Genomic DNA, 24,787 nt, shown 5'->3' with positions numbered 1-24,787 from the left:
TTTTGAGAAGTTTGAACGATTACCATTTGGTGTCAGCATACTACCAGCTTCTTTTTACGATTGATGAGGGGCTTTGCTACCTATTGGATACGCAGGATGATTTTTTTAAGACGGAGGGCGAACGGATTTACAACGATTTGATTCAGGCTTTTTTTCATCTCGACTCCTCTCATGCGCTTCTTTTGTCTATCGTTGAGTGCCGATGCGTGGAGACTGCGATTCGGTCATTTGACGAGATTTTTCAGGATTTCAGCATGTTAAATGATTATGATTTCCCGTCCGCTCCATTTCAGGAGTTTTTAAAAACCATCTTTCTGCCGCATTATAAGCTGTGGATGGAGCAGACGCACGACTGCATCAAACCGTATGTTCTTCATTAGACCTGCTGCAAGCGGCAGGTCTTTTGCCTGCGTTCTTTGCATATACTTTAATCCTGCCGGAAGCTGCCGGATAAAAAGCCGACACCATTCGTCATCGTTCACTGATTTTACACATTATTTTAACGTTTCAGCAGGGATCAGAAGGGGTAAAAGAGAAATAGATACATATCCTTAGATAAAGGGAGGCGTTCTTTGATGAACTACAATATCAGAGGAGAAAACATTGAGGTTACACCTGCGTTAAAGGATCATGTGGAGAGAAAAATCGGCAAGCTGGAACGATATTTCGAGCAGAGCGTCAATGCCGATGTGAACGTCAACTTAAAATTCTATAATGATAAGGAATCAAAAGTTGAGGTCACCATTCCGATGACTGATCTGGCGCTTCGTTCCGAAGTGCATAACGAGGATATGTACAATGCAATTGATCTCGCAACAAACAAGCTGGAACGTCAAATCCGAAAGCATAAAACAAAGGTCAACCGGAAATTCCGTGAGCAGGGTCTGCCGAAACATTACTTCGAGAACGGGAGCGCTGCTGACACGGTAGCGGTTCAGGATGAAATTGAAGATGACAGCCCGGAAATTGTCCGCCAAAAGCGTTTTAATTTAAAACCGATGGATAATGAAGAAGCGATTCTCCAAATGAATATGCTCGGACATAATTTCTTCGTATTCACCAATGCGGAGACGAATCTCACAAATGTCGTTTACCGCAGAAATGACGGCAAATACGGATTAATTGAACCGACTGAATAAACCCATCCAGCCTTCCGTGAACGCGCGGAAGGTTTTTCTCTATCTTTATCTGCAAATTCTTTGGAAATAACAAAAGGTATGTTATGATAATGAGAGGTATACATGGACAGAAAATTATCATTTATTCCATGCGAAATTTGCATGTGAACATAGAGGAGCGTTATAGATGCTTGGGATTTTAAATAAAATGTTTGATCCGACCAAACGTGCGCTGAACAAATACGAAAAAATTGCAAATGACATTGATGCTGTAAAAGGAGATTATGAAAATCTCTCTGACGATGCGCTTAAACATAAAACGGAAGAATTCAGAGAGCGGCTTGAAAAAGGAGAAACGACGGATGACCTTCTTGTCGAAGCGTTTGCCGTCGTTCGTGAAGCTTCCCGCCGCGTAACCGGCATGTTCCCGTTTAAAGTGCAGCTGATGGGGGGCCTTGCCCTTCATGAGGGGAATATCGCCGAAATGAAAACAGGGGAAGGGAAAACGCTGACGTCCACGCTTCCCGTATATTTAAATGCTTTGACGGGAAAAGGCGTTCACGTCGTAACAGTCAACGAATATCTGGCAAGCCGTGATGCTGAGCAAATGGGAGAAATTTTTACGTTTCTCGGGCTTACGGTCGGCCTGAACCTGAATTCGATGTCAAAAGACGAAAAACGCGAAGCTTACGCAGCCGATATCACGTATTCCACGAATAATGAACTCGGCTTTGATTATTTGCGTGACAATATGGTGCTTTATAAAGAACAAATGGTGCAGCGTCCGCTTCATTTTGCCGTTATTGATGAAGTCGATTCCATTTTAGTCGATGAAGCGAGAACGCCATTGATTATTTCCGGACAAGCTCAGAAGTCCACAAAACTGTACGTGCAGGCAAATGCGTTTGTCCGCACACTCAAGAAGGATCAGGATTATACGTATGACGTCAAAACGAAGGGCGTTCAGCTGACGGAAGAAGGAATGACGAAGGCTGAAAAAGCGTTCGGCATCGACAACCTGTTCGATGTCAAAAACGTCGCCTTAAACCACCATATCAACCAGGCTTTAAAAGCCCATGCAGCGATGCAGAAAGACGTGGATTATGTTGTTGAGGACGGCCAGGTCGTCATCGTTGATTCCTTCACCGGCCGTCTGATGAAAGGACGCCGCTACAGCGAAGGCCTTCACCAGGCGATTGAAGCAAAAGAAGGCTTGGAGATTCAAAATGAAAGCATGACGTTGGCTACGATTACGTTCCAAAACTATTTCCGTATGTACGAAAAGCTGGCCGGTATGACCGGTACCGCAAAAACGGAAGAGGAAGAATTCCGCAATATTTATAACATGCAGGTTGTGTCCATCCCGACCAACCAGCCGGTTATCCGTGACGACCGTCCGGACTTGATCTACCGCTCAATGGAAGGGAAATTCAAGGCGGTGGCGGAGGATGTCGCCCAGCGCTACATGACCGGACAGCCGGTTCTTGTCGGTACGGTTGCCGTTGAAACGTCTGAATTGATTTCAAAACTTCTGAAAAACAAAGGAATTCCGCATCAGGTGCTGAACGCGAAAAACCATGAGCGTGAAGCTCAGATCATTGAAGAAGCGGGACAAAAAGGCGCTGTCACGATTGCGACCAACATGGCAGGACGCGGAACCGACATTAAACTCGGCGAAGGCGTAAAAGAGCTTGGCGGCCTTGCAGTCGTCGGTACGGAACGCCACGAATCCCGCCGGATTGACAACCAGCTCCGCGGACGTTCAGGACGTCAGGGAGACCCGGGCATCACACAATTTTATCTTTCAATGGAAGATGAATTGATGCGCCGTTTCGGAGCTGAACGGACGATGGCGATGCTTGACCGGTTTGGTATGGATGACACCACGCCGATCCAGAGCAAAATGGTGTCACGCGCCGTGGAATCGTCTCAAAAACGCGTTGAAGGAAACAACTTCGATTCACGTAAACAGCTTCTTCAATATGACGACGTGCTCCGTCAGCAGCGCGAAGTCATTTACAAGCAGCGTTTTGAAGTCATTGATTCTGAAAACCTGCGTGACATTGTGGAAGGCATGATCAAGTCTTCTCTGGAGCGTGCGATTGCCGCTTATACACCGAGCGAGGAGCTTCCGGAAGAATGGAATCTTGACGGACTCGTGGAGCTGGTCAATACAACGTATCTTGATGAAGGCGCGCTTGAAAAGAGCGATATCTTCGGAAAAGAACCTGATGAAATGCATGAGATGATCATGGACCGCATCATGACGAAATATAATGAAAAAGAAGAGAATTTCGGCGCAGAGCAGATGCGTGAATTTGAAAAAGTAATCGTATTGCGTGCCGTCGATTCAAAATGGATGGATCATATTGATGCGATGGATCAGCTGCGTCAAGGGATTCACCTTCGCGCTTATGCGCAGACAAATCCGCTGCGTGAATACCAAATGGAAGGTTTCGCAATGTTTGAGCACATGATTGAGTCCATTGAGGACGAGGTCGCAAAATTCGTCATGAAGGCCGAGATTGAAAGCAATCTGGAACGCGAAGAAGTTGTTCAGGGCCAAACGACGGCTCATCAGCAGCAGGACGGCGATGAAGCCAAACAAGCGAAAAAAGCGCCGGTGCGCAAAGTCGTGGATATCGGACGCAACGCGCCTTGCCATTGCGGAAGCGGAAAAAAATATAAAAATTGCTGCGGCCGGACAGAATAGTCACGACTGCAGGAAGCGAACATGACCGGGTCTGCGTCTTATGACGCCCCGGATCTTTTAATGAGGTGAATGGAATGGAATTATCAGAAATCAGGGCAGAGCTCGAAAATATGGCTTCTCGTTTAGCGGACTTCAGGGGGTCTCTTTGACCTCGAATCAAAGGAAGCCCGCATTGCAGAATTAGATGAACAGATGGCGGAACCGGAATTCTGGAATGACCAGCAGAAGGCCCAAACCGTCATCAACGAAGCGAACGGTCTGAAAGACTACGTGAACTCCTATCATCAGCTGAGCGAGTCTCACGAAGAGCTGCAAATGACATATGAGCTTTTAAAAGAAGAACCTGATCAGGAACTTCAGCAAGAGCTTGAGAAAGAGCTGAAGTCATTAACGAAGGAATTGAATGAATTTGAGCTTCAGCTGCTGCTCAGTGAACCATATGACAAAAATAACGCGATTTTAGAGCTTCACCCGGGAGCCGGCGGTACGGAATCCCAAGACTGGGGTTCCATGCTGCTCAGAATGTATACCCGCTGGGCGGAAAGACGCGGATGCAAAGTTGAAACACTTGATTATCTGCCTGGGGATGAAGCCGGAATTAAGTCGGTCACACTGCTTATTAAAGGCCACAATGCATACGGCTATTTAAAAGCGGAAAAAGGCGTACACCGTCTCGTGCGGATTTCTCCATTTGATTCATCAGGCCGCCGTCACACGTCATTCGTGTCATGTGAAGTCATGCCTGAATTCAATGAAGAAATCGATATCGAAATCCGGACCGAAGACATTAAAGTTGATACGTACCGGGCAAGCGGCGCCGGCGGACAGCATGTCAATACGACTGATTCAGCCGTTCGGATCACCCACCTGCCGACAAATGTAGTCGTCACATGCCAGACGGAACGTTCACAAATCAAAAACCGCGACAGAGCGATGAAAATGCTCAAAGCGAAGCTGTATCAGCGCAGAATTGAAGAACAGCAGGCGGAGCTTGACGAAATCCGCGGCGAACAGAAAGAAATTGGCTGGGGCAGCCAAATCCGCTCGTACGTATTCCATCCGTACTCCATGGTGAAAGATCACCGGACAAATACGGAAATGGGGAACGTGCAGGCGGTCATGGACGGAGATATTGATATCTTCATTGATGCCTATTTACGCTCCAAACTGTCATAATCCGGGAACACACCTGCCAATGGCATGGTGTGTTTTTTTTATCGCTTCTCTTTTTCCGTTTTTCACAATAGCGCTTTAGCAAATTAATACGGTATTTGGCTGTTATTTACTTCTAAGCCGGGAAGACTTAAAATGCTATCGAGAGAAAATCGGAGAACGGAGGATTTTGCATGGATGTGAATCACAATAAACCGCTCCGTCTGATCAAAGATTACATATATATCATGATCGGCGCGGCGATTACAGGGGTCGTGTTTAACGTATTTTTGCTGCCGAACCGTATAGCAGCGGGAGGAGTAAGCGGAATCAGCACCATTTTAGAAACATTTGGTTTTGAACCGGCTTACGTGCAGTGGATTATTAACATTCCTTTGTTTATCGCTGGAGTGATCATTCTCGGCGGGAAATTCGGAATGAAGACGCTTGTCGGTTCCATCGTTCTGCCGCTTGCCGTCTTTTTAACAAGAGATCTCCCTGCCGCGACGACCCATGAATTGCTGGCGGCGATTTTCGGAGGCGTGGGGATCGGTACGGGGATCGGCATCGTTTATCTCGGCAAAGGCTCCACGGGAGGAACGGCTCTGGCGGCGCAGATCATTCACAAATACACGGGGCTTTCGTTAGGGACGTGTCTTGCCATCATGGACGGATTAATTGTGCTGAGCGCGATGCTCGTTTTCGGAGTGGAACAGGGACTGTATGCGATGCTCGGGGTATTTATTTCAAGCAAAACGATTGATGTCGTACAGGTCGGGTTCAACCGTTCCAAAATGGCTTTAATCATTACGCAGCATGAAGAAGCCGTCAGGTCGGCTGTGTTTACGCAAATCGACAGGGGTGTGACGAAGATTTCCGCAGTCGGCGGGTATACGGAACATGACCGGCCGATCTTAATGTGTGTCGTCGGCCAGACCGAATTCACAAAACTGAAACAAATCGTCAAACAAATTGATGAGTCAGCTTTTGTCATTGTCGCAGACGCAAGCGAGGTGCTCGGCGAGGGTTTCAAACGCGCATAAACGGAGTTATAATAGCGAAGGGGTGCATCTTACATATGAAATCAAAATGGGCGCTGCTGGCGCTGGTTCTGACCATGTCCGTCCTGCTGGCGGCATGCGGCGGATCCAATGAATCAAAAAAAGAAAGCTCTGACAGCTCAGGCGGATCAAAAGCTTCCGCGTCAGCAGGCGAAGAGCTTTATCAGCAAAGCTGTATCGGCTGCCACGGAAAAGACTTAGAAGGCGGCGGAGGTCCCAATCTGCAGGAAGTCGGCGGGAAATATGATGAAGCTAAAATTGAAAGCATCATTAAAAACGGCCGCGGCAATATGCCGAGCCATCTTGTAAGTGATGAGGACGCCACAAAGATCGCCAAATGGCTGTCACAGAAAAAATAACAGAAAAACCTTGCCTGTTATAAGGGGCAAGGTTTTTTCACGGCCTGGGAATGAAAAGAAACTGTAATAGTAATATGTCTAAATTTGACGTATAATGAAGTGTACTGAGGAAAAGGAACTTTCAGATTTTTCATCTGTTTCCTGGTAAATCGGCCATAAACCGCAGTATTTTTGCGAACTCTATGGCTGCAAGACATAAATAAAAGATTAGGTGATTTCATGATAGAGATGAAAGAAGTATATAAATCCTATCCGAACGGTGTAAAAGCGATTAACGGGCTGTCAGTCATGATTCATCCCGGAGAATTTGTATATGTCGTAGGACCGAGCGGAGCCGGTAAATCTACTTTTATCAAAATGATTTACAGAGAAGAAAAACCGACAAAAGGGCAAATATTGATTAATCATAAAGATCTCGCGGCTGTAAAAGAAAAAGAGATTCCTTTCGTGCGGCGTAAAATAGGTGTTGTTTTCCAAGATTTCAAACTCCTTCCGAAATTGACGGTATTTGAAAACGTTGCGTTTGCGCTTGAGGTTATCGGAGAGCAGCAGTCAGTCATTAAAAAACGCGTGCTTGAAGTGCTCGATCTGGTGCAGCTGAAGCATAAAGCGCGGCAGTTTCCCGACCAGCTTTCCGGAGGAGAACAGCAGCGTGTTTCCATCGCAAGATCCATCGTCAACAATCCTGACGTCGTTATAGCTGACGAACCGACGGGCAACCTTGATCCGGTAACATCATGGGAAGTCATGAAGACGCTGGAAGAGATTAACAACCGCGGAACGACTGTCGTGATGGCGACACACAATAAAGAAATAGTAAACACCATGAAGAAACGGGTCATCGCGATCGAAGACGGAATTATTGTGCGTGATGAGTCAAGAGGGGAGTATGGTTCTTATGATTAAAATTCTCGGGCGCCATTTGCGTGAGAGTTTTAAATCTCTCGGAAGAAACACATGGATGACATTTGCATCCATCAGTGCCGTTACCGTTACATTGATATTGGTCGGCGTGTTTTTAGTCATTATGCTGAACTTAAACAACATGGCTAAAAATGCTGAAAAAGAAGTGGAGATTAAAGTATTAATTGATTTGACGTCGAATAAGAAAACGCAGGATACGCTGCAGAATGAGATTAAGGACATCTCGGGAATCCAAAGCGTAGAGTTTTCATCTAAAGATAAAGAGCTTGATCAATTGGTCAAAAGCTTCGGCGACAGCGGAAAGGCCATGAAAATGCAAGATCAGGAAAACCCGCTGAACAACGCGTTTATCGTCAAAACGACAGATCCGCATGATACGCCGAAAGTCGCGAAAAAAATTGAGAAGCTTGATCATGTGTATAAAGTGACATACGGAAAAGAAGAAGTCAGCCGTCTGTTTAAGATCGTCGGCGTGTCACGCAACATCGGGATTGCGTTAATCATCGGCCTTCTGTTCACGGCGATGTTCTTAATTTCAAATACGATTAAAATCACGATTTTCGCAAGAAGAAAAGAGATTGAAATCATGAAGCTTGTCGGTGCGACAAACTGGTTTATCCGCTGGCCGTTTTTCCTTGAAGGTCTGCTGCTCGGGGTATTCGGTTCAGTCATACCGATCGCACTCGTGCTCAGTACGTACCAGTCGATGGTCGCTTGGGTGGCTCCGAAAGTTCAGGGTTCATTTGTTTCACTTCTGCCGTACAGTCCGTTTGTGTTCCAAGTATCACTTGTGCTCATTCTGATCGGCGCGGTTATCGGAGTATGGGGAAGCCTGACTTCCATCCGAAAATTCCTTCGTGTATAAATAAAAAAAGGCCAGTCTGATAAAGACTGGCTTTTTTTGATGGTTCCGTTACTGAATGACGGGCAGGGCCGGTGATCCGGGCTTTAATGTAAAGTCATAAGACGATTCGTCACGGTACATCGGGTCCGCATAAATCGAATTTGAATCGTTTGCCGTTCCTTTTTGGTAAGCTGTGAATGAGCGGTATTCTTTGTTTTTCCAATTCCAAATGCCGTCTTTTCCTGTTTCTTTGTGATAGACGTTATGGTTAACGGTATTGCTTTCGTTTTTCGTAAAATCATTTGCGATAAAAATCCGGGAACGGCTTGCCGTCATGATGTTTTTTTCGATGGTGTTCCCTTTTGTGTCGTACTGCAGCAGCAGCTGGCCGCCGTCAAGGTTCTTCGTGTCATTTCGGTACATGATGTTGTGAGCGATCACGGAATTAATTGTGCCGCCGCGCTTCGTGTCATAGCCCCCGATTGAAATACCCGTGTAAGCATTGTTATACACCTTGTTATCCGTAATCCGGATATCTTGTGCGTATTTCCCTTTATGCTCAGAAGTGGCTTCAATGCCGAGGTCATTGTTGTAAACGGTGTTTTTCCTAATGTCCACATGTTCTGCGCCGTCAACGTAAATACCGCCCGCTGAGTATTCATTGCCGTAGGCGGGATTTCCGTAAGAGGAATTATGGCTCACTGTATTGTTTTCAATGACGCCGTTTCGCGCATAATCATTTTCTTTGGACGTTCCTTCGTAGCCGATCACGTCAATCCCGATATTGTTATTGTCCCGGATGGTATTGCCGGCGATGTTAAATCCGTCAATATTTCCGTTCAGAACTACCGCCTCGCTTGCGCCCAGCGTCAGTTTTTCAACCGTATTATTTGTGATGCTGACATCCTTCATCGCGCCTGTGCCGTAAAACGCGATGCCGTGTGCATTTCCGTCATCAGCCGTTGTTTTAATGTTTTGGATGTGGTTGCCGTCAATGGTAATATGGCTGCTTGATCCGGTGACGTAGATTCCCATGGCTGTCGCATCTTCTGATGAAACGGAGAGATTTTCAAGCGTAATGCCGTGAATGGTAATGTACTGTTTATTGCGGATTTGAATTAATGGTGTTTCAGAATCGCCGTCTGACGCAGATTTGCCGCTGATGGCGACATGCTCATTCTGATAGTTCTGAAATGTAATCGGCTTCTCAGACGTGCCGCTGTGCTTGACCTCAAATGTTTCATCGTACGTTCCTTCCCGAATCAATACGGTTGTTCCGGCCTCAGCCTTTTCCGCCGCATGCTTCAATGTGCGGAAAGGCTTTTCTTTCGTTCCATCATTTTGATCGCTGCCTGCGGGAGAAACATACAGGGCATCCGTCTGCGTTTTTTCATTGGCCTCTGTTTTTTGCCAGACAAAGGCGGTTATGCCTGCGGCCAGCACCGCTGCGGATAAAATTGATAATTTTATTTTCATATCGTATTCTCCTGTATATTTAATGAATTATATACAGAATATTATACGTTACCCATTTATATGAAACAATTGCGTATTCATTTTTTTGTTGCCATTACATGAATTCTTTCCGGTTTACACATACTATCTCCAGGTTTTCGTAAAAGGACTAAGAGGAGGTAAACGATGAAACAGAAAATAATCGCAGCGATAGCGGCCGTCAGCATCATGTGCGGCGGCGCCCATATTGCCGGGGCGGCACAGCCGAATTCATCAGAAGCAGAAAGAAGCCAGGCAATGGAAAAAATCGAAAAAGCATATGAGCTGATCTCGAACGAATACGTGGAAAATGTAGATAAAGAAAAGCTTCTTGAAGGAGCGATTCAGGGGATGCTGTCTACATTAAACGACCCTTATTCCGTTTATATGGACAAGCAGACCGCCAAGCAGTTTTCCGATTCTCTTGACTCTTCTTTTGAAGGAATCGGCGCTGAAGTCGGTATGGAAGATAATAAAATCATTATCGTATCACCGTTTAAGCAATCTCCGGCTGAAAAAGCAGGCCTCAAGCCGAATGATGAAATCATCAGTATAAACGGCGAGTCAATGAACGGGAAAGATTTAAACGAAGCCGTGCTGAAAATCAGGGGGAAAAAAGGATCGAAGGTTTCTATTAAAATACAGCGTCCGGGCTCTGAAAAACAGCTGTCATTCCGGATTAAAAGAGCGGAAATTCCGCTGGAAACCGTATTTGCTTCCCGCAAAGAATCAGGCGGGCATCATGTCGGCTATATCGGCATATCCACATTTTCCGAGCATACCGCTCAGGACTTCGCAGCGGCGCTGAAAAAGCTTGAGAAACAGGGGATTGACGGGCTCGTTCTTGACGTAAGGGGAAATCCCGGCGGCTACCTTCAAAGCGTCGAACAAATTTTAAAGCATTTCGTCACAAAAGACATGCCGTATATTCAAATCGCGGAACGTAACGGGGATAAAAAACAATATTTCTCAACCTTAAAACATAAAAAGCCGTATCCTATCAATGTCATCACAGATAAAGGAAGCGCCTCCGCTTCAGAAATTCTTGCGGGCGCATTGAAAGAGGCGGGACATTATGACGTTGTCGGTGATACCTCCTTCGGTAAAGGAACGGTTCAGCAGGCCGTACCTATGGGAGACGGCAGCAACATTAAATTGACGCTGTACAAATGGCTCACACCGAAAGGCAATTGGATTCACAAAAAAGGCATTACCCCGACAATCGCCGTGAGCCAGCCGGATTATTTTGCAGCGGGGCCGCTTCAGCTGAAACAGCCGCTTCAGCCTGATATGAACAGTGCGGATGTCAAACACGCCCAAATCCTGCTGAAAGGCTTGGGCTTCGACCCGGGCAGGGCGGACGGCTATTTCAGCAAAACAATGAAAAAAGCCGTTCTGGCGTTTCAAGACCGGAACAAGCTTGATAAAACAGCTGTCATTGACAAAAAAACAGCGGAAAAAATGAATCAGCTGATGAACGAGAAGAAAGCTGACGAAAAAAATGATTTACAGCTGCAAATGGCGTTAAAATCATTATTTGTAAAATAAATGAAAAGGAGGCGTTTTTTTCGCCTCCTGTTTCTTTTGTCCTTCGTCAAAAATGAATCGAAAGATATATAATTATGACGTTTTTGACAAGATATTAAAAAAATTTTCACATTTAAACATTTATAAAGGACAAACATTACCCGATATTTATAGGGAAGAGAGACTTTATGCCGAGTTAATATGTATTCAAAATGAAACTTTTGAAAGTTGCCTCAGTCAGTTTTAGTTCTTACAATAAAAGAAGGTTCTAATAGAGAACAGTTTTAGTCTGGCAGCTGCATTTCAGTATTGAAAGCAGAAGTGTTTGCGGCGCTTCAGCACGGCAGCTGTAATCACCCGTGCTTATCTGGATAAAAAAATGGGGGTTCACAATTGAAGAGGGCAAGTATTGTGCGTGAAAAAAAATATTATGAATTAGTGGAACAACTAAAAGACAGAACAAAAGACGTCACATTTTCATCAACAAAAGCACTAAGTCTTCTCATGCTGTTCAGCAGATACCTGGTCAATTACACAAATGTTGAAAGTGTTCACGAAATCAATGAAGAGTGTGCAAAGCATTATTTCACTTACTTAATGAAAAACCATAAACGTTTAGGAATCAATCTGACGGATATTAAGCGGTCCATGCTTCTGATCAGCGGCGTGATCGAGGTGGAGGTCGACCATTATCTAAAAGATTTCTCTCTCTCAAATGTAACACTGTGGATGACGGAAGAGAGATAGACGTTTGAGATATTCAAGCCAATGATTATTTGGTAGAATAGAATTAAAATGTTTGGCTTGAGGCGGTGAAAGCAGTGTCTGTTCAATGGGGAATTGAACTTCTGAAAAGTATCGGTCTGTTTTTTTTGCACCCGATGTTTTGGTTTTTTATCATCATAAGTCTCGCATGCGGATATTTGCGGATTAAACGTGAACGCCATACGTTTCATACAAAAATCGCAGATATGTATGACGAGCTTATCTTTACATACATAAAAGGGCTTATACCGGGGATTCTTCTCTCCATATTATTTTTTGGGCTGGGAATTTCGATTCCATTCGGTCTTCTCGGCATCATTGCGGCTGTGACGGCTTTGGCTTCGCTGACGTTCCGTATGAATTGGTTGTCATCAGCTTATATTGTCAGCGCCGGTATGTTCATTGTGTTTGTCCTTCAATATACCCACACATTGCCGTTTGCGGATCGGTTTCCGCAGGCATTCGGCGTGAATTGGGCGTCGGCGGCCGTGTTCATGGGCCTTTTGATCATCACGGAGGGGGCTGCTGCTTACCGTTCAGCGCTTGAAAAAACATCTCCGGCGCTTGTCGTCAGCAGCAGAGGTCTGCCCATCGGCCGTCAATTGGCGAATCGCGCATGGCTGCTTCCGCTTTTCTTATTGGTGCCGGGCAGCGGGCTTGAAACACACCTTTCTTGGTGGCCTGTCTTTACCGTGCCGGGCGGCTCTTTCCATTTGATCTGGATTCCTTATATCGCGGGCTTTGGACAGCGTGTACAGGGATCCCTTCCGGAGGTCAGCATAAGGATAACGGCGAAACGTGTTATGTATCTCGGAATGATCGTTACCGTATTCGGGGCAGCGGCCCTTTGGTGGACTCCGCTTGCCGGTGCTGCCGTTTGTATCGCGGTGCTCGGCCGCCTGTTTTTATCATTGAGACAGCGGTTGAACGATAATGCGGCTCCGTTTTATTTCTCTAAGCGGGATCAAGGCTTAATGGTGCTCGGTATCATTCCGAATACGCCCGCGGAAGATCTTAATCTGAAGATCGGTGAGATTATTACGAAAGTAAACGGCATACCCGTGAAGCATGTATCGGATTTTTATGAAGCACTTCAAAAAAACCGCGCATTTGTAAAAATGGAGATCATCGGCCTGAACGGTGAGATCCGGTTTGATCAGCGTGCGTCCTATGAAGGCGAACATCATGAATTAGGTATTTTATTCGTGCAGGATGAACATGAGCAAGAAGAAATGACAGCATTATAAAAAAGCCCGGTGCCGTTAAAAACACGGCGGCCGGGCTTTTTTTTACGGCCGGATTACAATGTCAGCCGGATACAATTCTGAGGTAATGGTGCCGACGACGGTATCGGACGCCGTGTCAATGACGGAAATCCGATTGCTGAAAAAGTTTGTGACGAAAATACGTGTTCCGTCTGTATCCGGTTTGGCGCCGTACGGATACTGACCGACAGGAATAATCGCTGTGATCGTGTTTGCAGCTGTATTGAGCACAGATACGGTGCCGCTGCTTGAATTTAAAATATACACTTTCGCTCCGTCAGGCGTTATCGTGACACCGAGCGGATTCAGCTCCGTATTGACGGTATCAATGATGGTGTTTGTGCCGGTATCAATAATGGAGAGATTGTTGCTGTTAAGGTTTGTAATATAAGCCTTGCTTCCGTCCGGCGAAAAGACGAGATCGGAAGGAGAATTGTACGGCAGAATAATGGTTGCCGTCACTGTATTGTCTGCCGTGTGGATGATGGAAACGGTGTTGGTATTGGTATTCAGCACATATACAAGCTGTCCGTTCGGCGATACGGCGATGCCTGTCGGCAGAAGGCCGACGGGAATGACTGAGATGACGGTATTGGTTTGTGTGTTGATCACATAAACATTGCTGCTTTGCTGGTTGGTGACGTATATAAAATTTCCGTTTGGCGAAGCTGCGATTTTATAAGGAGACGCGCCTGCTGGAATTCTCTTGACCTCGCTGCTTGTCTCGGTTGAGATAACGGATACGCTGTTTTCTCCCGAATTACACACGTACAAAAATCTGCCGTCGGGCTTATTGTGATGCCAAGCGGCGCAGCCTCAACCGGAATGACACTGGAAACCGTGCCGGTGATTCTGTTGATAGCGCCGACATGGTTGCTCAAATAGTTGGTCACATAAGCAAAAGCTGCCGGATTCACAGTGAGATCAGCGGAGGCCGGCAGCAGAGAACCGATGATCAGCACCGTATTTTCTGCGGAAAAGGTATACGTGCCTGCCGCCGGGAGTGTTTTGTTTGTCAGCACAAGCGTGAACTGGGCAAGTCCGAGAAGATCGAGCGTCAATGGCAACGTGACTTTTCTGCCGCCTTCTGATATTTGTGAAGAAGTTAAATTATTGTTGTTGATGGTGTCATTCGTCGTTGCGGTAAACCCTTCAGGCAGCCGGAATACGACTCCGCCTAACGAAAGCACGGAATTCGGCGAATAGGTAAGAACGAGATCTGACGCTGTTCCTTCTGTGCTGTTTTGAACGGCGCTGACTGTAAGAGACGGCGCCAGCGGCCTAACTTGGTCTGAACTCTTAGCCATTTACATTCCCCTTTTCTCTTTTAACGAAAAGATTCTCATAGAGCAAACGGCGTTGCGATACTCTATGCATCGGGGGAGTGCGGTGACACTTTGAAAGAGAAAATGAAGAAGAAAAACTAGAAAAGGTTCCGGAAAGCAGATGCTTACGGAACCTTTTTCGTTTACGCCGAATGGCTTTTTTTCGTATGAACGGTTTCCCCGGACTTAATTCCAAGTGATACGAACATGCCGATCACAGAAACGCCGATCAATATGATAAACAGAATATGAAATCCGGAGATTAACCCGATCAGTGCTGAAGAAATAATGCTTCCGAAATAACGGAAGGTGGAAAAAATCCCGGACGCGATGCCTGACATGCCCGGTTCTACCGTCGCAAGAGAAGACACCTGCATGCTCGTCAGCCCCGCACCGGATGCGATGCCGCCGACAATAAGCGATGCCATAAGGAACGGGACGGAATGGGAATAAACCAAAAGCAGAAATAAGAGATTGGCTCCGGCCATCAGCATGAAGGACAGAAAAATCATTCTTCGCGCGCCCCATTTATGATGCAGCTGAGCCCCGCCCCAGTTGCTGGCGGACATAAAAATCGAAAAGACGGACAGCGCCATGCCGCTGTGCGACGTATTCATGCTGAAGTGGCCGGTCATAAAGAGCGGCATAATCAATAGCACGGCGTACATCATTAGATTGCTTAACAGAACCGACAAATTGGCGCTTGTAAATGTCGAGCTTTTAAACAGGTCAAAATCAATAATCGGATGTTTCGTGCGCAGCTCCCGCCTGAAAAATAACGGAACAAATACAAGAATGAGCAGCGCGTATACCCAATAGCCCATAGAGCTTTCGTTTTTCGTCAGAAGAATAATAGATACAATGCTTCCGGCAAGCAAAACAGATCCGATGATATCAAGCGGCGCGTCAGAAGTTTCTTCTTTATATTTAGGAAACATCATCAATGCCGTCCCGAGTGCGATCGCAAGAAACGGAATGTTGACCCAAAAGATAGAATGCCAGCTGAAGCTCTCGATTAGAAGAGAGCCGATAAACGGGCCGAGAGCCGCGCCCAGTCCGGCACCGAGGCCGAAAAAACCGAATACTTTCGGAAGCCGTTTTTCAGACACGACATGGCGGATGATGGCGATGCTGTTTGGCGTAAGCAAAGCGCCGCCGGCGGCCTGAAGCGCCCGGAAGAAAATCAATAAGAAAAGACTTGGCGAGAGGGCGCACCCCAATGATGCGATAAGAAAAAGGCCGACGCCCCATAAATACATTTTTTTGTTCCCGTACATATCACCGAGCTTGCCGGCAATGGGCTGTGTCACGGCCATCACGATTAAATACACCGTCACTACCCATGTGATGCTGGCAATTGATTCGCTGAATGAGCGGGAAATGGATGAAAGGGCGACTGCGATCATCGTAGAATTGATGGGAACGAGTATGGCTCCCAGCAAAAGCGAAACGATCAGCGCCCATTCTTTCTTTGAACCCATCCTTCATCCTCCTAGGAGCCGGAAAAATTACCGGCTGACGATTCCTTTGATAAAAATCTCAGTGCTGTGTTTCAGCATCGTTTCCTCAGAAAGAGTAATGACCCTTTTCCCCAGCTGCAGACGGTGCATAAAATAACCGAAGACCATTGTCATAAAGACGTCTGCATTTGCTTCTTCACTGCCGGGGCTTATGATGTTTTTCTTGGTCAGCTCCTTAAAGTAAACGATTAAATCCTTTTTCACAGATTGCGGATATACGATGATATCCTGCAGGACGTCTTCGAATAGTTCCGGTTCGCGCAGGCAAATACGGAACACCTCTTTTTTTTGTTCCAATTGCTGCAAAAGGGCCGTGGCGAAATGAAGAAGATCTTCATACAGGTCGCCTTCCGCCTTGGCGATCATGTTTTCCGGTGCGGGCGCCTGCTGCTCAATCATTGCTTTCATTAGTCCTTGTTTGTTTTTAAAATTACGGAAAATCGTTGCTTCGCTTACATTCGCTTTTTCTGCGATTTCCTTTGTTGTCGCGGCGCGGTATCCTTTTTGGATAATAAGATTCATCGCAGCGTCAAGAATTCTCTTGTTCGTCGTTCTCAACATGTTTCACCTCGCGAAAATACTGGCAGGACAAGTATACACCCGCCCTGCCCGTCAATAAAGAGGGAAACCTAGCATGAAGCGCGTTTGACAATCGTAATCTTGCCGTTTGTGCCGTCTACCGAGACGATATCTCCGTCGTTGAGCCTGTCAGTCGCGGCGCGAGTGCCGAGAACGGCGGGAAGCCCGTATTCTCTAGCTATGATGGCCGCGTGTGACAGGATGCCGCCCGTGTCCGTAATGACGGCTTTTGCGTCTTGAAACAGACTGGTCCAAAGCGGTGTCGTCATTTTGCAGACAAGCACATCTCCTGATGAAAAAAGGGAAAATTCACTTGCGTCACGAATGACTTTCACAGGGCCGCTTGCGATTCCGCTTGAAGCCGCAAGTCCGTATATATGATGTTCAGTGTTTTTTTCATCTTCTGTGATGGAACCGGTAATCTGCTCAGCCGCTTGCAGCTGTTCTGGAGTCGGAGTGCCGAGATAAGCGGGCGCTTCAAGAAGCTGATATTGCTGGAACAGCTGTTTACGTTCAGCCGCTTTTTCCTGCATCGGAACAGGCGACGCCAGCGCTTTCTCGACTTCATCGCTGTATAAGTACCACATATCCTCCCGGTCATCGATCACGCCTTGTTTTTCAAGCAGCTCGCCGATTTTCAAGAGGCAAAGGCGCGCTTTGGCGTCCAGCATCGCATCAATATAAAAATGGTGATCATCTTTGATGACGGAGGAAGACAGCGTCCACTGATAATAGCGGTCAAACTTCTCCCGGAAGCCGTCATCTTCGATTTTCTCCATGAAGGCGGCGTAAAGCTGTTTTCGTTTTTCTATCGTTTTATGAAACTCACTGTCAAAATCGTAGCCGTTCCGGACATAGTTCTGAATGTTAGCCAAAGCGAAATAAGGATTTTCCGCCCATGTTTCTTCGAGCAGGTCGTGGCTTTTCACGGATCTCCAGCCGTATTCCTGTAAAAATTCACCGACTTGTTCAAGAAAGCGCTTTCCTTCATTTGATTGCAGAAGCGTCTGATGAAGCTCATCGGCAGGAGAAACCGTAAAAACACGCCGCAGCTCAGGACTGTCTTTTACTTGTCCGGAAAGCAGCCAAAGCTGTCTGTCTGTTTCTAATGATTTATTCATGACACCCGCCAGCATTTCGTACAAGAGGGAGGTGTTTTCTTTCTCAATCTGTCCGTACATCGATTCCAGCATCATGTTTAACGCAACCTGCGGAAAGACAATGTTGAAATGTTCTTCGTATCCTTTCAAATAGAAGTCTTGCAGGTTTCGGAACGCATCGAGGGCAGTCTCCCGTGTATGGTTTGTATGCGCCAGTTCGTCCAGCTTTTGATAAAAAGGCAGAAAGGTTTCCTGAATAATATCGTACATGCGGTCAGCCAAGATGGGAAATAGCGCTTCTAACTGTTCTGCGGGCAGCTTGTCGTCCGTCTTATGCTGTCTGGAAAAAACACGGCCTTGATGAAGCTTGACACGCTCGATTTCGATGCCCATTACTGGGAATGTCTTTGTGCTCTCTTTGAGGCCGTATTCTAAAGCCGGCACAATGAGCGAGGCGAATAACGGGCTCACGGGGCCTTCTATATTGGACTCCATATTAAGCCAAAAATCTTTCTGATCCCGGGGCGTCATGATAAATTCCCGTTCTTCGTCCGCCGCTTTCTGATCCTGCACGATCGTTGTAATCGGTCTGGCCTGAAGCAGATACAGCTTATTTTCGGCAAATCCGAATTCAAGATCCACGGGATAACCGTACAGTTCTTCTGTCTTGATCGTCAGCATGGCAAGCTCTTTGATATTCTCATCATCAAGGCAGAAGCGGTTTCTCATGTCAGCGGACGTCTCTTTTTCCGTCACGCCTTCCTCTTGAGAAACGATATATATTTCTTTTAAGCCGATTTCTTTGTCAATCTGAAATGTGCCTTTATTGACGATAAATGTGTCGGGCGTCACGCTGCCGGAAACGATTGCTTCTCCGAGGCCGTAGCTCGCGCTGATCATCAGTTCTCCGTCATCGTGTGTGACCGGGTTGCGGCTGAAAATGACCCCCGAAACCTCAGAATTGATCAGCCCTTGCACGACAACACCCATTAACGGCTCTGCGGTATCGTTGTTCATTTTCTCTTTATAGCCGCTGACCCGCGCCGAGAAGAAGGAAGCCCAGCATTCTTTCACTTTTCCTAGAAACTCTTCTTCTGTTTTGATATTTAAATAGGTTTCGTACTGGCCCGCGAAAGAAGCGCCTTCAAGATCTTCGGACGCGGATGAGGAACGTACGGCGACAGAGGCGTATGATTCTCTCAATTCATAAAATGACGCGGCCAGCTCATCTCGGAGCTCTTTTGAAAACGTGCCGTTCATAATGGCGCGCTCCATATGTGCGTCTGCTGCTTGAAGCCGGTTGTCTTCTATAAAACGTGTCAGAGCGTTCGTCTGAATGACAAAACCGTCGGGAACGGGCAGGCCGTTTTTCGTCAGTTTAATCAGGTTCATTCCTTTTGCTCCCGCTGAGCGGCTTGATTCTTCCGCTTTTTGAAATCGTACTGAATACATGAGTGATGCCCCCTTTTTTCTTCATCCAAGAAAATGATAGTGAACACTATCATTACATTGTAAAGAGGGAGGAAGAAACTGTCAAAGACACAAAGACCTAATCGTTCTCCGCCTTTCGGCTGAAGAAAGGCAATTTGATTCATTTTGTTAACGGTTCAATGGATTTACTTTTACATTTTTTCTGACAGATGATTGAAGAATGGTGAAAAAGGGTATTGTGATAGCAGGGGAACGATTGTCCGATTCTTCATTTTTTACTATAATCAGATGAGATGAAGAATTCCCGAGGAGGGTTTTTGTGATTACAAAAGCCGTTTTTGCATTATGTTTCCCTTTTATGCTAGTCGTCCTTTTTACGAGGGTCACTTTTAACCACTATGTGGCGATCGCTCTCACAGCCGCGCTGCTTTTCGCATCCTATTTAAAAGGCTACACCGAAACGTATTTTATCGTTGGATTGGATGTCGTCTCTCTGGTAGCCGGCGGGCTGTACATGGCTAAAAAAGAAGCAGACAAAAAGAAAGACAATGCCTGACATGGTGAATATGAAATAGAATGCCTGCTTTTACGCCATAAAAGCAGGTTTTTTATACAAAAATTGACTTGGTAAAAATAAACCATCGAACTTTAGTTCGTATTTTTAGTGATTTTGCCCGTCATTGTGTTACTATATCAATAGGAAGATTTCGTAAAGAAACGGAGGCTTTTTTGTGAAAGATCGTTTTGAGTTAGTCTCGAAATATCAGCCCCAGGGAGATCAGCCGCAAGCGATTGAGAAGCTTGTCAAAGGCATACAGGAAGGCAGAAAACACCAGACTCTCCTGGGCGCGACAGGGACGGGCAAAACCTTTACCGTGTCCAATTTGATTAAAGAAGTCAACAAGCCGACACTGGTCATTGCCCATAACAAAACCCTTGCCGGACAGCTGTACAGCGAGTTTAAGGAGTTTTTTCCGAACAACGCTGTCGAATACTTTGTCAGCTACTACGATTACTATCAGCCGGAGGCGTATGTGCCTCAGACGGATACATTTATAGAGAAAGACGCAAGCATTAACGATGAAATTGATAAACTGAGACACTCCGCCACATCCTCTCTGTTTGAACGGAGAGATGTCATTATTATCGCGAGTGTATCATGCATATACGGTCTCGGTTCGCCTGAAGAATACCGGGAAATGGTCGTGTCGCTCAGACCGGAAATGGAGATTGAGCGAAATGAGCTGCTGAGAAAGCTTGTGGATATCCAGTATGCCCGCAATGATATCGACTTTCAGCGGGGGACGTTCCGCGTGCGCGGAGACGTTGTGGAAATCTTCCCGGCTTCCCGTGACGAACATTGTATCAGAGTGGAATTTTTCGGTGATGAAATTGAGCGGATCAGAGAGGTTGACGCTTTGACCGGAGAAATTCTCGGCGACCGCGATCATGTCGCGATTTTCCCGGCTTCCCACTTCGTCACACGGGCGGAAAAGATGGAAAAAGCGATTCTGAATATTGAACAGGAGCTTGAGGAGCGCTTAAAAGTCATGCGCGAAAACGGCAAGCTTCTGGAAGCCCAGCGCCTTGAGCAGCGTACGAGATATGATCTTGAAATGATGCGGGAAATGGGTTTCTGCTCGGGGATCGAGAACTATTCAAGACACTTGACGCTCCGTCCTCCGGGCTCCACGCCGTATACGCTGCTTGATTATTTTCCGGATGATTTTATGATTGTCGTTGATGAATCACACGTGACGATTCCGCAGGTGCGCGGCATGTTCAACGGTGACCAGGCAAGAAAACAGGTGCTTGTCGATCACGGGTTCCGCCTGCCGTCAGCGCTTGACAACCGTCCGCTTCGATTCGAGGAATTTGAAAAGCACATGCACAATATCGTGTACGTCTCTGCTACCCCGGGACCGTATGAAATTGAGCATACGCCGGAAATGATCGAGCAGATCATCAGGCCGACGGGACTTCTCGATCCTCTCATTGATGTCCGTCCGATCGAAGGGCAGATTGATGATCTGATCGGTGAGATTCAGGCGAGGATTGAACGTAATGAACGCGTGCTCGTGACGACTTTAACAAAAAAAATGTCAGAGGACCTGACCGATTATCTGAAGGAAATCGGTATCAAGGTCAATTATCTTCATTCAGAGATTAAGACGCTTGAACGGATTGAAATCATCCGTGACCTCCGCCTCGGGAAACATGATGTGTTAATCGGCATCAACCTGCTGAGGGAAGGGCTTGATATTCCGGAAGTGTCACTTGTCGCCATTCTGGATGCGGATAAAGAAGGCTTCCTTCGTTCCGAGCGGTCGCTGATTCAGACGATCGGACGGGCGGCCCGGAACGCAGAGGGACGCGTCATCATGTATGCCGATAAAATCACGCATTCGATGGAAATTGCGATTAATGAAACGAAGCGCCGGCGGGAACAGCAGGAGCGCTTTAACGAAATCCACGGCATTACGCCGCAAACGATCAATAAGGAAATCCGCGATGTGATCCGCGCGACGCAGGCCGCTGAGGATAAAGAAGAATATAAAACAAAAGCCGCTCCTAAGCTGGCGAAGATGACGAAGAAAGAACGCCAGAAAGTCGTTGAGCAAATGGAGCACGAAATGAAAGAAGCGGCCAGAGCGCTTGATTTCGAACGGGCGGCAGAGCTTCGTGATTTACTGTTAGAGCTAAAAGCGGAAGGATGATGAACACATGGCAATTGACCGGATTGAGGTGAAAGGGGCAAGGGCGCATAATTTAAAAAACATTGATGTAACGATTCCGCGGGATCAGCTCGTCGTCGTGACGGGTCTGTCCGGATCGGGAAAATCATCCCTTGCTTTTGACACCATTTACGCGGAAGGACAGAGGCGGTATGTTGAATCGCTTTCCGCCTATGCGCGCCAATTTTTAGGGCAGATGGATAAGCCGGACGTTGATGCGATTGAAGGGCTTTCTCCGGCCATCAGCATTGACCAGAAAACGACAAGCCGCAATCCGCGGTCAACCGTCGGAACGGTAACGGAGATTTATGATTATCTGCGGCTGTTATACGCGAGAGTCGGGAAGCCGCACTGCCCGGAGCACGGGATCGAAATTACGTCTCAAACGATTGAACAGATGGTTGACCGGATTCTTGAATATCCGGAGCGGACGAAGCTTCAAGTGCTTGCGCCGATTATCTCCGGCAGAAAAGGCGCCCATGTCAAAGTGCTTGACCAAATCAGAAAGCAAGGTTACGTAAGAGTCCGGATTGACGGAGAAATGGCCGAGCTTTCCGACGAGATCGAACTTGAAAAAAATAAAAAGCATTCCATTGAAGTAGTCATTGACCGGATTGTCGTCAAGGAAGGTGTTGCCGCCCGGCTTTCCGACTCACTGGAAACCGCGCTCCGCTTAGGAGAAGGCCGAGTCATGATTGATGTCATCGGCCAGGAAGAGCTGATGTTCAGCGAGCATCACGCCTGTCCGATGTGCGGTTTTTCAATCGGTGAGCTTGAGCCCCGGCTGTTTTCGTTTAACAGCCCGTTCGGCGCCTGTCCGACTTGCGACGGTCTTGGCTTGAAGCTGGAAGTGGACCCTGAACTCGTCATTCCAAATCCTGAACTGTCATTAAAGGAACACGCCATCGCGCCGTGGACGCCGATCAGTTCACAATATTATCCGCAGCTGCTTCAGGCGGTCTGCACTCATTACGGCATTGATATGGAGACTCCGGTCAAAGACCTGCCGAATCATCAGCTTGATAAAGTGCTTTATGGCAGCGGCAATGAACGGATCTACTTTAAATACGAGAATGATTTCGGGCAAGTGCGGGAAAATGAAATTGAGTTTGAAGGTGTGCTGCGCAATATTGAGAGACGGTATAAAGAGACAAGCTCCGATTATATCCGTGAACAGATGGAGCAGTACATGTCACAGAAGCCGTGCCCGACGTGCAAAGGCTACCGGCTGAAGAAAGAAGCGCTGGCCGTTTTGGTCAACGGACGCCACATCGGAACCATTACCGAGCTTTCCGTCGGCGATGCGCTGGAATTTTTCAAAAACCTGACGCTGTCTGAGAAAGATATGCAGATTGCCGATTTAATTTTAAGAGAAATTGTGGAGCGGCTCAGTTTCTTAGATAAAGTCGGTCTAGATTATCTGACGCTTAGCCGGGCGGCAGGGACGCTGTCAGGCGGAGAAGCCCAGCGTATCAGGCTTGCGACGCAGATCGGCTCCCGTTTGTCAGGCGTCCTGTACATTTTGGATGAGCCGTCCATCGGCCTTCACCAGCGTGACAATGACCGTCTGATCAGCGCGCTGAAAAACATGAGAGATCTCGGGAATACACTGATCGTCGTTGAGCATGATGAAGATACGATGATGGCTGCCGATTATTTGATAGACATCGGCCCCGGCGCCGGCATTCACGGCGGCCGTGTCATATCCGCGGGCACGCCTGAAGAGGTGATGAATGATGCGGACTCTCTGACCGGACGTTATTTATCAGGGGCTCAATTCATCCCGATGCCTCCGGAGAGAAGAAAGCCTGACGGCCGATTCATTGAAATTAAAGGCGCTTCAGAAAACAACCTGAAAAAAGCGAACGCCAAATTCCCGCTCGGCACTTTTACGGCGGTGACAGGTGTGTCCGGTTCCGGAAAAAGCACGCTTGTGAACGAAATTCTGCATAAGGCGCTTGCGCAAAAACTTCATAAAGCCAAAGCGAAACCGGGAAGCCATAAAGAGATCAAAGGCCTCGATCATCTTGATAAGGTGATCGACATCGATCAGGCGCCGATCGGCCGGACACCGAGATCAAATCCGGCAACTTACACAGGCGTATTTGATGATATCCGCGATGTGTTCGCGCAGACAAATGAAGCGAAGGTGCGCGGCTACAAAAAAGGCCGATTCAGCTTTAATGTAAAAGGCGGGCGCTGTGAAGCCTGCCGCGGCGACGGCATCATCAAAATTGAGATGCACTTTCTTCCCGACGTGTACGTCCCGTGCGAAGTGTGCCACGGCAAACGTTACAACCGGGAGACGCTTGAGGTCACATACAAAGGAAAAAGCATTTCTGACGTTCTGGATATGACGGTGGAAGATGCTCTGTCTTTCTTTGAAAATATCCCGAAAATCAAACGCAAGCTTCAAACGCTTGCCGATGTCGGACTCGGGTATGTGACGCTCGGCCAGCCGGCGACGACGCTGTCAGGCGGAGAAGCGCAGCGCGTGAAGCTTGCTTCCGAACTGCATAAGCGCTCCACCGGACGGACGCTGTATATTTTGGACGAACCGACGACAGGCCTCCACGTCGATGATATCGCACGGCTTTTGGTCGTGCTTCAAAGACTCGTTGATAACGGGGATACCGTTTTGGTCATTGAACACAATCTCGATATCATAAAAACGGCGGACTACATCGTAGATCTGGGACCTGAAGGCGGCGCGGGCGGCGGCACGATCGTAGCCTCCGGGACACCTGAAGAAGTTGTTGAAGTGAAGGAATCATATACGGGCCGCTATCTGAAACCGGTAATGGAACGTGATAAAAAACGGATGAAAACATTGCTGGCCGAAAAAGAAACGGCAGCCACGTAATAGATCAATAAA

At 47.1% G+C, this 24,787-nt stretch carries 19 protein-coding genes and 1 pseudogene; 14 read left to right on the top strand and 6 right to left on the bottom strand.

Going from position 1 to position 24,787, the window contains the following annotated elements:
• Positions 1-2 precede the first annotated feature (2 nt).
• The 8 genes from MHH91_RS17900 to ftsX all read left to right on the top strand — a co-directional run bounded on the left by MHH91_RS17900 (position 3) and on the right by ftsX (position 8,192).
• Positions 3-380 carry a hypothetical protein gene (locus MHH91_RS17900; protein ID WP_013353772.1) on the top strand — a complete coding sequence of 126 codons (378 nt, stop codon included), beginning with the start codon at positions 3-5 and terminating at the stop codon, positions 378-380.
• A 195-nt stretch (positions 381-575) separates the two neighbouring features.
• Positions 576-1,139: a ribosome hibernation-promoting factor, HPF/YfiA family gene (gene hpf / locus MHH91_RS17895; RefSeq protein ID WP_013353771.1), complete on the top strand. Its 564-nt coding sequence runs from the start codon at positions 576-578 to the stop codon at positions 1,137-1,139.
• 166 nt (positions 1,140-1,305) lie between these two features.
• The gene (gene secA, locus MHH91_RS17890; protein ID WP_013353770.1) at positions 1,306-3,831 is read left to right on the top strand and encodes a preprotein translocase subunit SecA; all 2,526 of its coding nucleotides are present in this window, start codon (positions 1,306-1,308) and stop codon (positions 3,829-3,831) included.
• A 74-nt stretch (positions 3,832-3,905) separates the two neighbouring features.
• Positions 3,906-5,007 (top strand): peptide chain release factor 2 gene (prfB, locus tag MHH91_RS17885; RefSeq protein ID WP_115996803.1). Its coding sequence is split into 2 segments (ribosomal slippage): positions 3,906-3,977 and positions 3,979-5,007, totalling 1,101 coding nucleotides; the frame shifts between segments, so codons are not numbered across the junction.
• Positions 5,008-5,177: 170 nt separating this feature from the next.
• Positions 5,178-6,026, top strand: coding sequence for a YitT family protein (locus tag MHH91_RS17880; protein WP_013353768.1), 849 nt, complete (start codon positions 5,178-5,180; stop codon positions 6,024-6,026).
• 35 nt (positions 6,027-6,061) lie between these two features.
• Positions 6,062-6,403, top strand: coding sequence for a cytochrome c551 (gene cccB / locus MHH91_RS17875; RefSeq protein WP_013353767.1), 342 nt, complete (start codon positions 6,062-6,064; stop codon positions 6,401-6,403).
• 219 nt (positions 6,404-6,622) lie between these two features.
• Complete coding sequence (gene ftsE / locus MHH91_RS17870) at positions 6,623-7,309, top strand: cell division ATP-binding protein FtsE (protein ID WP_003151418.1); 687 nt, start codon at positions 6,623-6,625, stop codon at positions 7,307-7,309.
• Positions 7,302-8,192: a permease-like cell division protein FtsX gene (gene ftsX, locus MHH91_RS17865; protein WP_013353766.1), complete on the top strand. Its 891-nt coding sequence runs from the start codon at positions 7,302-7,304 to the stop codon at positions 8,190-8,192. The genes ftsE and ftsX overlap by 8 nt, the downstream gene beginning before the upstream one ends.
• 48 nt (positions 8,193-8,240) lie before the next feature.
• Here ftsX and MHH91_RS17860 read toward each other — a convergent pair whose 3' ends face one another.
• Entirely contained in the window at positions 8,241-9,647 is a 1,407-nt protein-coding gene (locus MHH91_RS17860; protein WP_014471087.1) for a right-handed parallel beta-helix repeat-containing protein, read from the bottom strand.
• Between the two features lie 207 nt (positions 9,648-9,854).
• On the opposite strand from MHH91_RS17860, the gene ctpB reads away from it, so the two are divergent.
• The 3 genes from ctpB to MHH91_RS17845 all read left to right on the top strand — a co-directional run bounded on the left by ctpB (position 9,855) and on the right by MHH91_RS17845 (position 13,204).
• Entirely contained in the window at positions 9,855-11,213 is a 1,359-nt protein-coding gene (gene ctpB / locus MHH91_RS17855; RefSeq protein ID WP_373419144.1) for a carboxy-terminal processing protease CtpB, read from the top strand.
• Positions 11,214-11,585: 372 nt separating this feature from the next.
• The gene (gene swrA / locus MHH91_RS17850; protein ID WP_013353763.1) at positions 11,586-11,939 is read left to right on the top strand and encodes a swarming motility protein SwrAA; all 354 of its coding nucleotides are present in this window, start codon (positions 11,586-11,588) and stop codon (positions 11,937-11,939) included.
• 74 nt (positions 11,940-12,013) lie between these two features.
• Positions 12,014-13,204 carry a S1C family serine protease gene (locus MHH91_RS17845; protein WP_014471084.1) on the top strand — a complete coding sequence of 397 codons (1,191 nt, stop codon included), beginning with the start codon at positions 12,014-12,016 and terminating at the stop codon, positions 13,202-13,204.
• 42 nt (positions 13,205-13,246) lie between these two features.
• Here MHH91_RS17845 and MHH91_RS17840 read toward each other — a convergent pair whose 3' ends face one another.
• The 5 genes and pseudogenes from MHH91_RS17840 to MHH91_RS17820 all read right to left on the bottom strand — a co-directional run bounded on the left by MHH91_RS17840 (position 13,247) and on the right by MHH91_RS17820 (position 19,198).
• Positions 13,247-13,990 carry a YncE family protein gene (locus tag MHH91_RS17840; protein WP_237701437.1) on the bottom strand — a complete coding sequence of 248 codons (744 nt, stop codon included), beginning with the start codon at positions 13,988-13,990 and terminating at the stop codon, positions 13,247-13,249.
• Positions 13,991-14,151: 161 nt separating this feature from the next.
• Positions 14,152-14,529 (bottom strand): annotated as a pseudogene (locus MHH91_RS17835) (BslA/BslB family hydrophobin); the annotation flags it as partial.
• 161 nt (positions 14,530-14,690) lie between these two features.
• A complete protein-coding gene (locus MHH91_RS17830) occupies positions 14,691-16,028 on the bottom strand; it encodes an MFS transporter (RefSeq protein ID WP_013353760.1) in 1,338 nt (445 codons plus the stop codon).
• A gap of 27 nt (positions 16,029-16,055) precedes the next feature.
• On the bottom strand, positions 16,056-16,625 hold the full coding sequence (locus MHH91_RS17825; protein WP_013353759.1) for a TetR/AcrR family transcriptional regulator: 570 nt from the start codon (positions 16,623-16,625) through the stop codon (positions 16,056-16,058).
• A 71-nt stretch (positions 16,626-16,696) separates the two neighbouring features.
• Positions 16,697-19,198: a PEP/pyruvate-binding domain-containing protein gene (locus MHH91_RS17820; protein ID WP_014471081.1), complete on the bottom strand. Its 2,502-nt coding sequence runs from the start codon at positions 19,196-19,198 to the stop codon at positions 16,697-16,699.
• A gap of 298 nt (positions 19,199-19,496) precedes the next feature.
• On the opposite strand from MHH91_RS17820, the gene MHH91_RS17815 reads away from it, so the two are divergent.
• The 3 genes from MHH91_RS17815 to uvrA all read left to right on the top strand — a co-directional run bounded on the left by MHH91_RS17815 (position 19,497) and on the right by uvrA (position 24,775).
• Complete coding sequence (locus MHH91_RS17815; RefSeq protein ID WP_003151438.1) at positions 19,497-19,733, top strand: CsbA family protein; 237 nt, start codon at positions 19,497-19,499, stop codon at positions 19,731-19,733.
• A gap of 175 nt (positions 19,734-19,908) precedes the next feature.
• Positions 19,909-21,894 (top strand): excinuclease ABC subunit UvrB, encoded by a 1,986-nt coding sequence (uvrB, locus tag MHH91_RS17810; RefSeq protein WP_013353757.1) that lies wholly within the window; start codon positions 19,909-19,911, stop codon positions 21,892-21,894.
• Positions 21,895-21,901: 7 nt separating this feature from the next.
• Positions 21,902-24,775 (top strand): excinuclease ABC subunit UvrA, encoded by a 2,874-nt coding sequence (uvrA, locus tag MHH91_RS17805; RefSeq protein WP_013353756.1) that lies wholly within the window; start codon positions 21,902-21,904, stop codon positions 24,773-24,775.
• Positions 24,776-24,787: the final 12 nt, after the last annotated feature.

Source organism: Bacillus sp. FSL K6-2819 (assembly GCF_038008305.1).
Lineage (GTDB): Bacteria > Bacillota > Bacilli > Bacillales > Bacillaceae > Bacillus > Bacillus amyloliquefaciens.
Note: the sequence above shows the minus strand (reverse complement) of the source record. Positions and strands in the feature narration are given on the sequence as shown.

Coding starts and splice junctions, on each gene's coding strand:
- hpf (WP_013353771.1), top strand. CDS start 576: ATGAACTACAATATCAGAGGAGAAAACATTGAGGTTACACCTGCGTTA.
- secA (WP_013353770.1), top strand. CDS start 1,306: ATGCTTGGGATTTTAAATAAAATGTTTGATCCGACCAAACGTGCGCTG.
- MHH91_RS17880 (WP_013353768.1), top strand. CDS start 5,178: ATGGATGTGAATCACAATAAACCGCTCCGTCTGATCAAAGATTACATA.
- cccB (WP_013353767.1), top strand. CDS start 6,062: ATGAAATCAAAATGGGCGCTGCTGGCGCTGGTTCTGACCATGTCCGTC.
- ftsE (WP_003151418.1), top strand. CDS start 6,623: ATGATAGAGATGAAAGAAGTATATAAATCCTATCCGAACGGTGTAAAA.
- ftsX (WP_013353766.1), top strand. CDS start 7,302: ATGATTAAAATTCTCGGGCGCCATTTGCGTGAGAGTTTTAAATCTCTC.
- MHH91_RS17860 (WP_014471087.1), bottom strand. CDS start 9,647: ATGAAAATAAAATTATCAATTTTATCCGCAGCGGTGCTGGCCGCAGGC.
- ctpB (WP_373419144.1), top strand. CDS start 9,855: ATGTGCGGCGGCGCCCATATTGCCGGGGCGGCACAGCCGAATTCATCA.
- MHH91_RS17830 (WP_013353760.1), bottom strand. CDS start 16,028: ATGGGTTCAAAGAAAGAATGGGCGCTGATCGTTTCGCTTTTGCTGGGA.
- MHH91_RS17820 (WP_014471081.1), bottom strand. CDS start 19,198: ATGTATTCAGTACGATTTCAAAAAGCGGAAGAATCAAGCCGCTCAGCG.
- uvrA (WP_013353756.1), top strand. CDS start 21,902: ATGGCAATTGACCGGATTGAGGTGAAAGGGGCAAGGGCGCATAATTTA.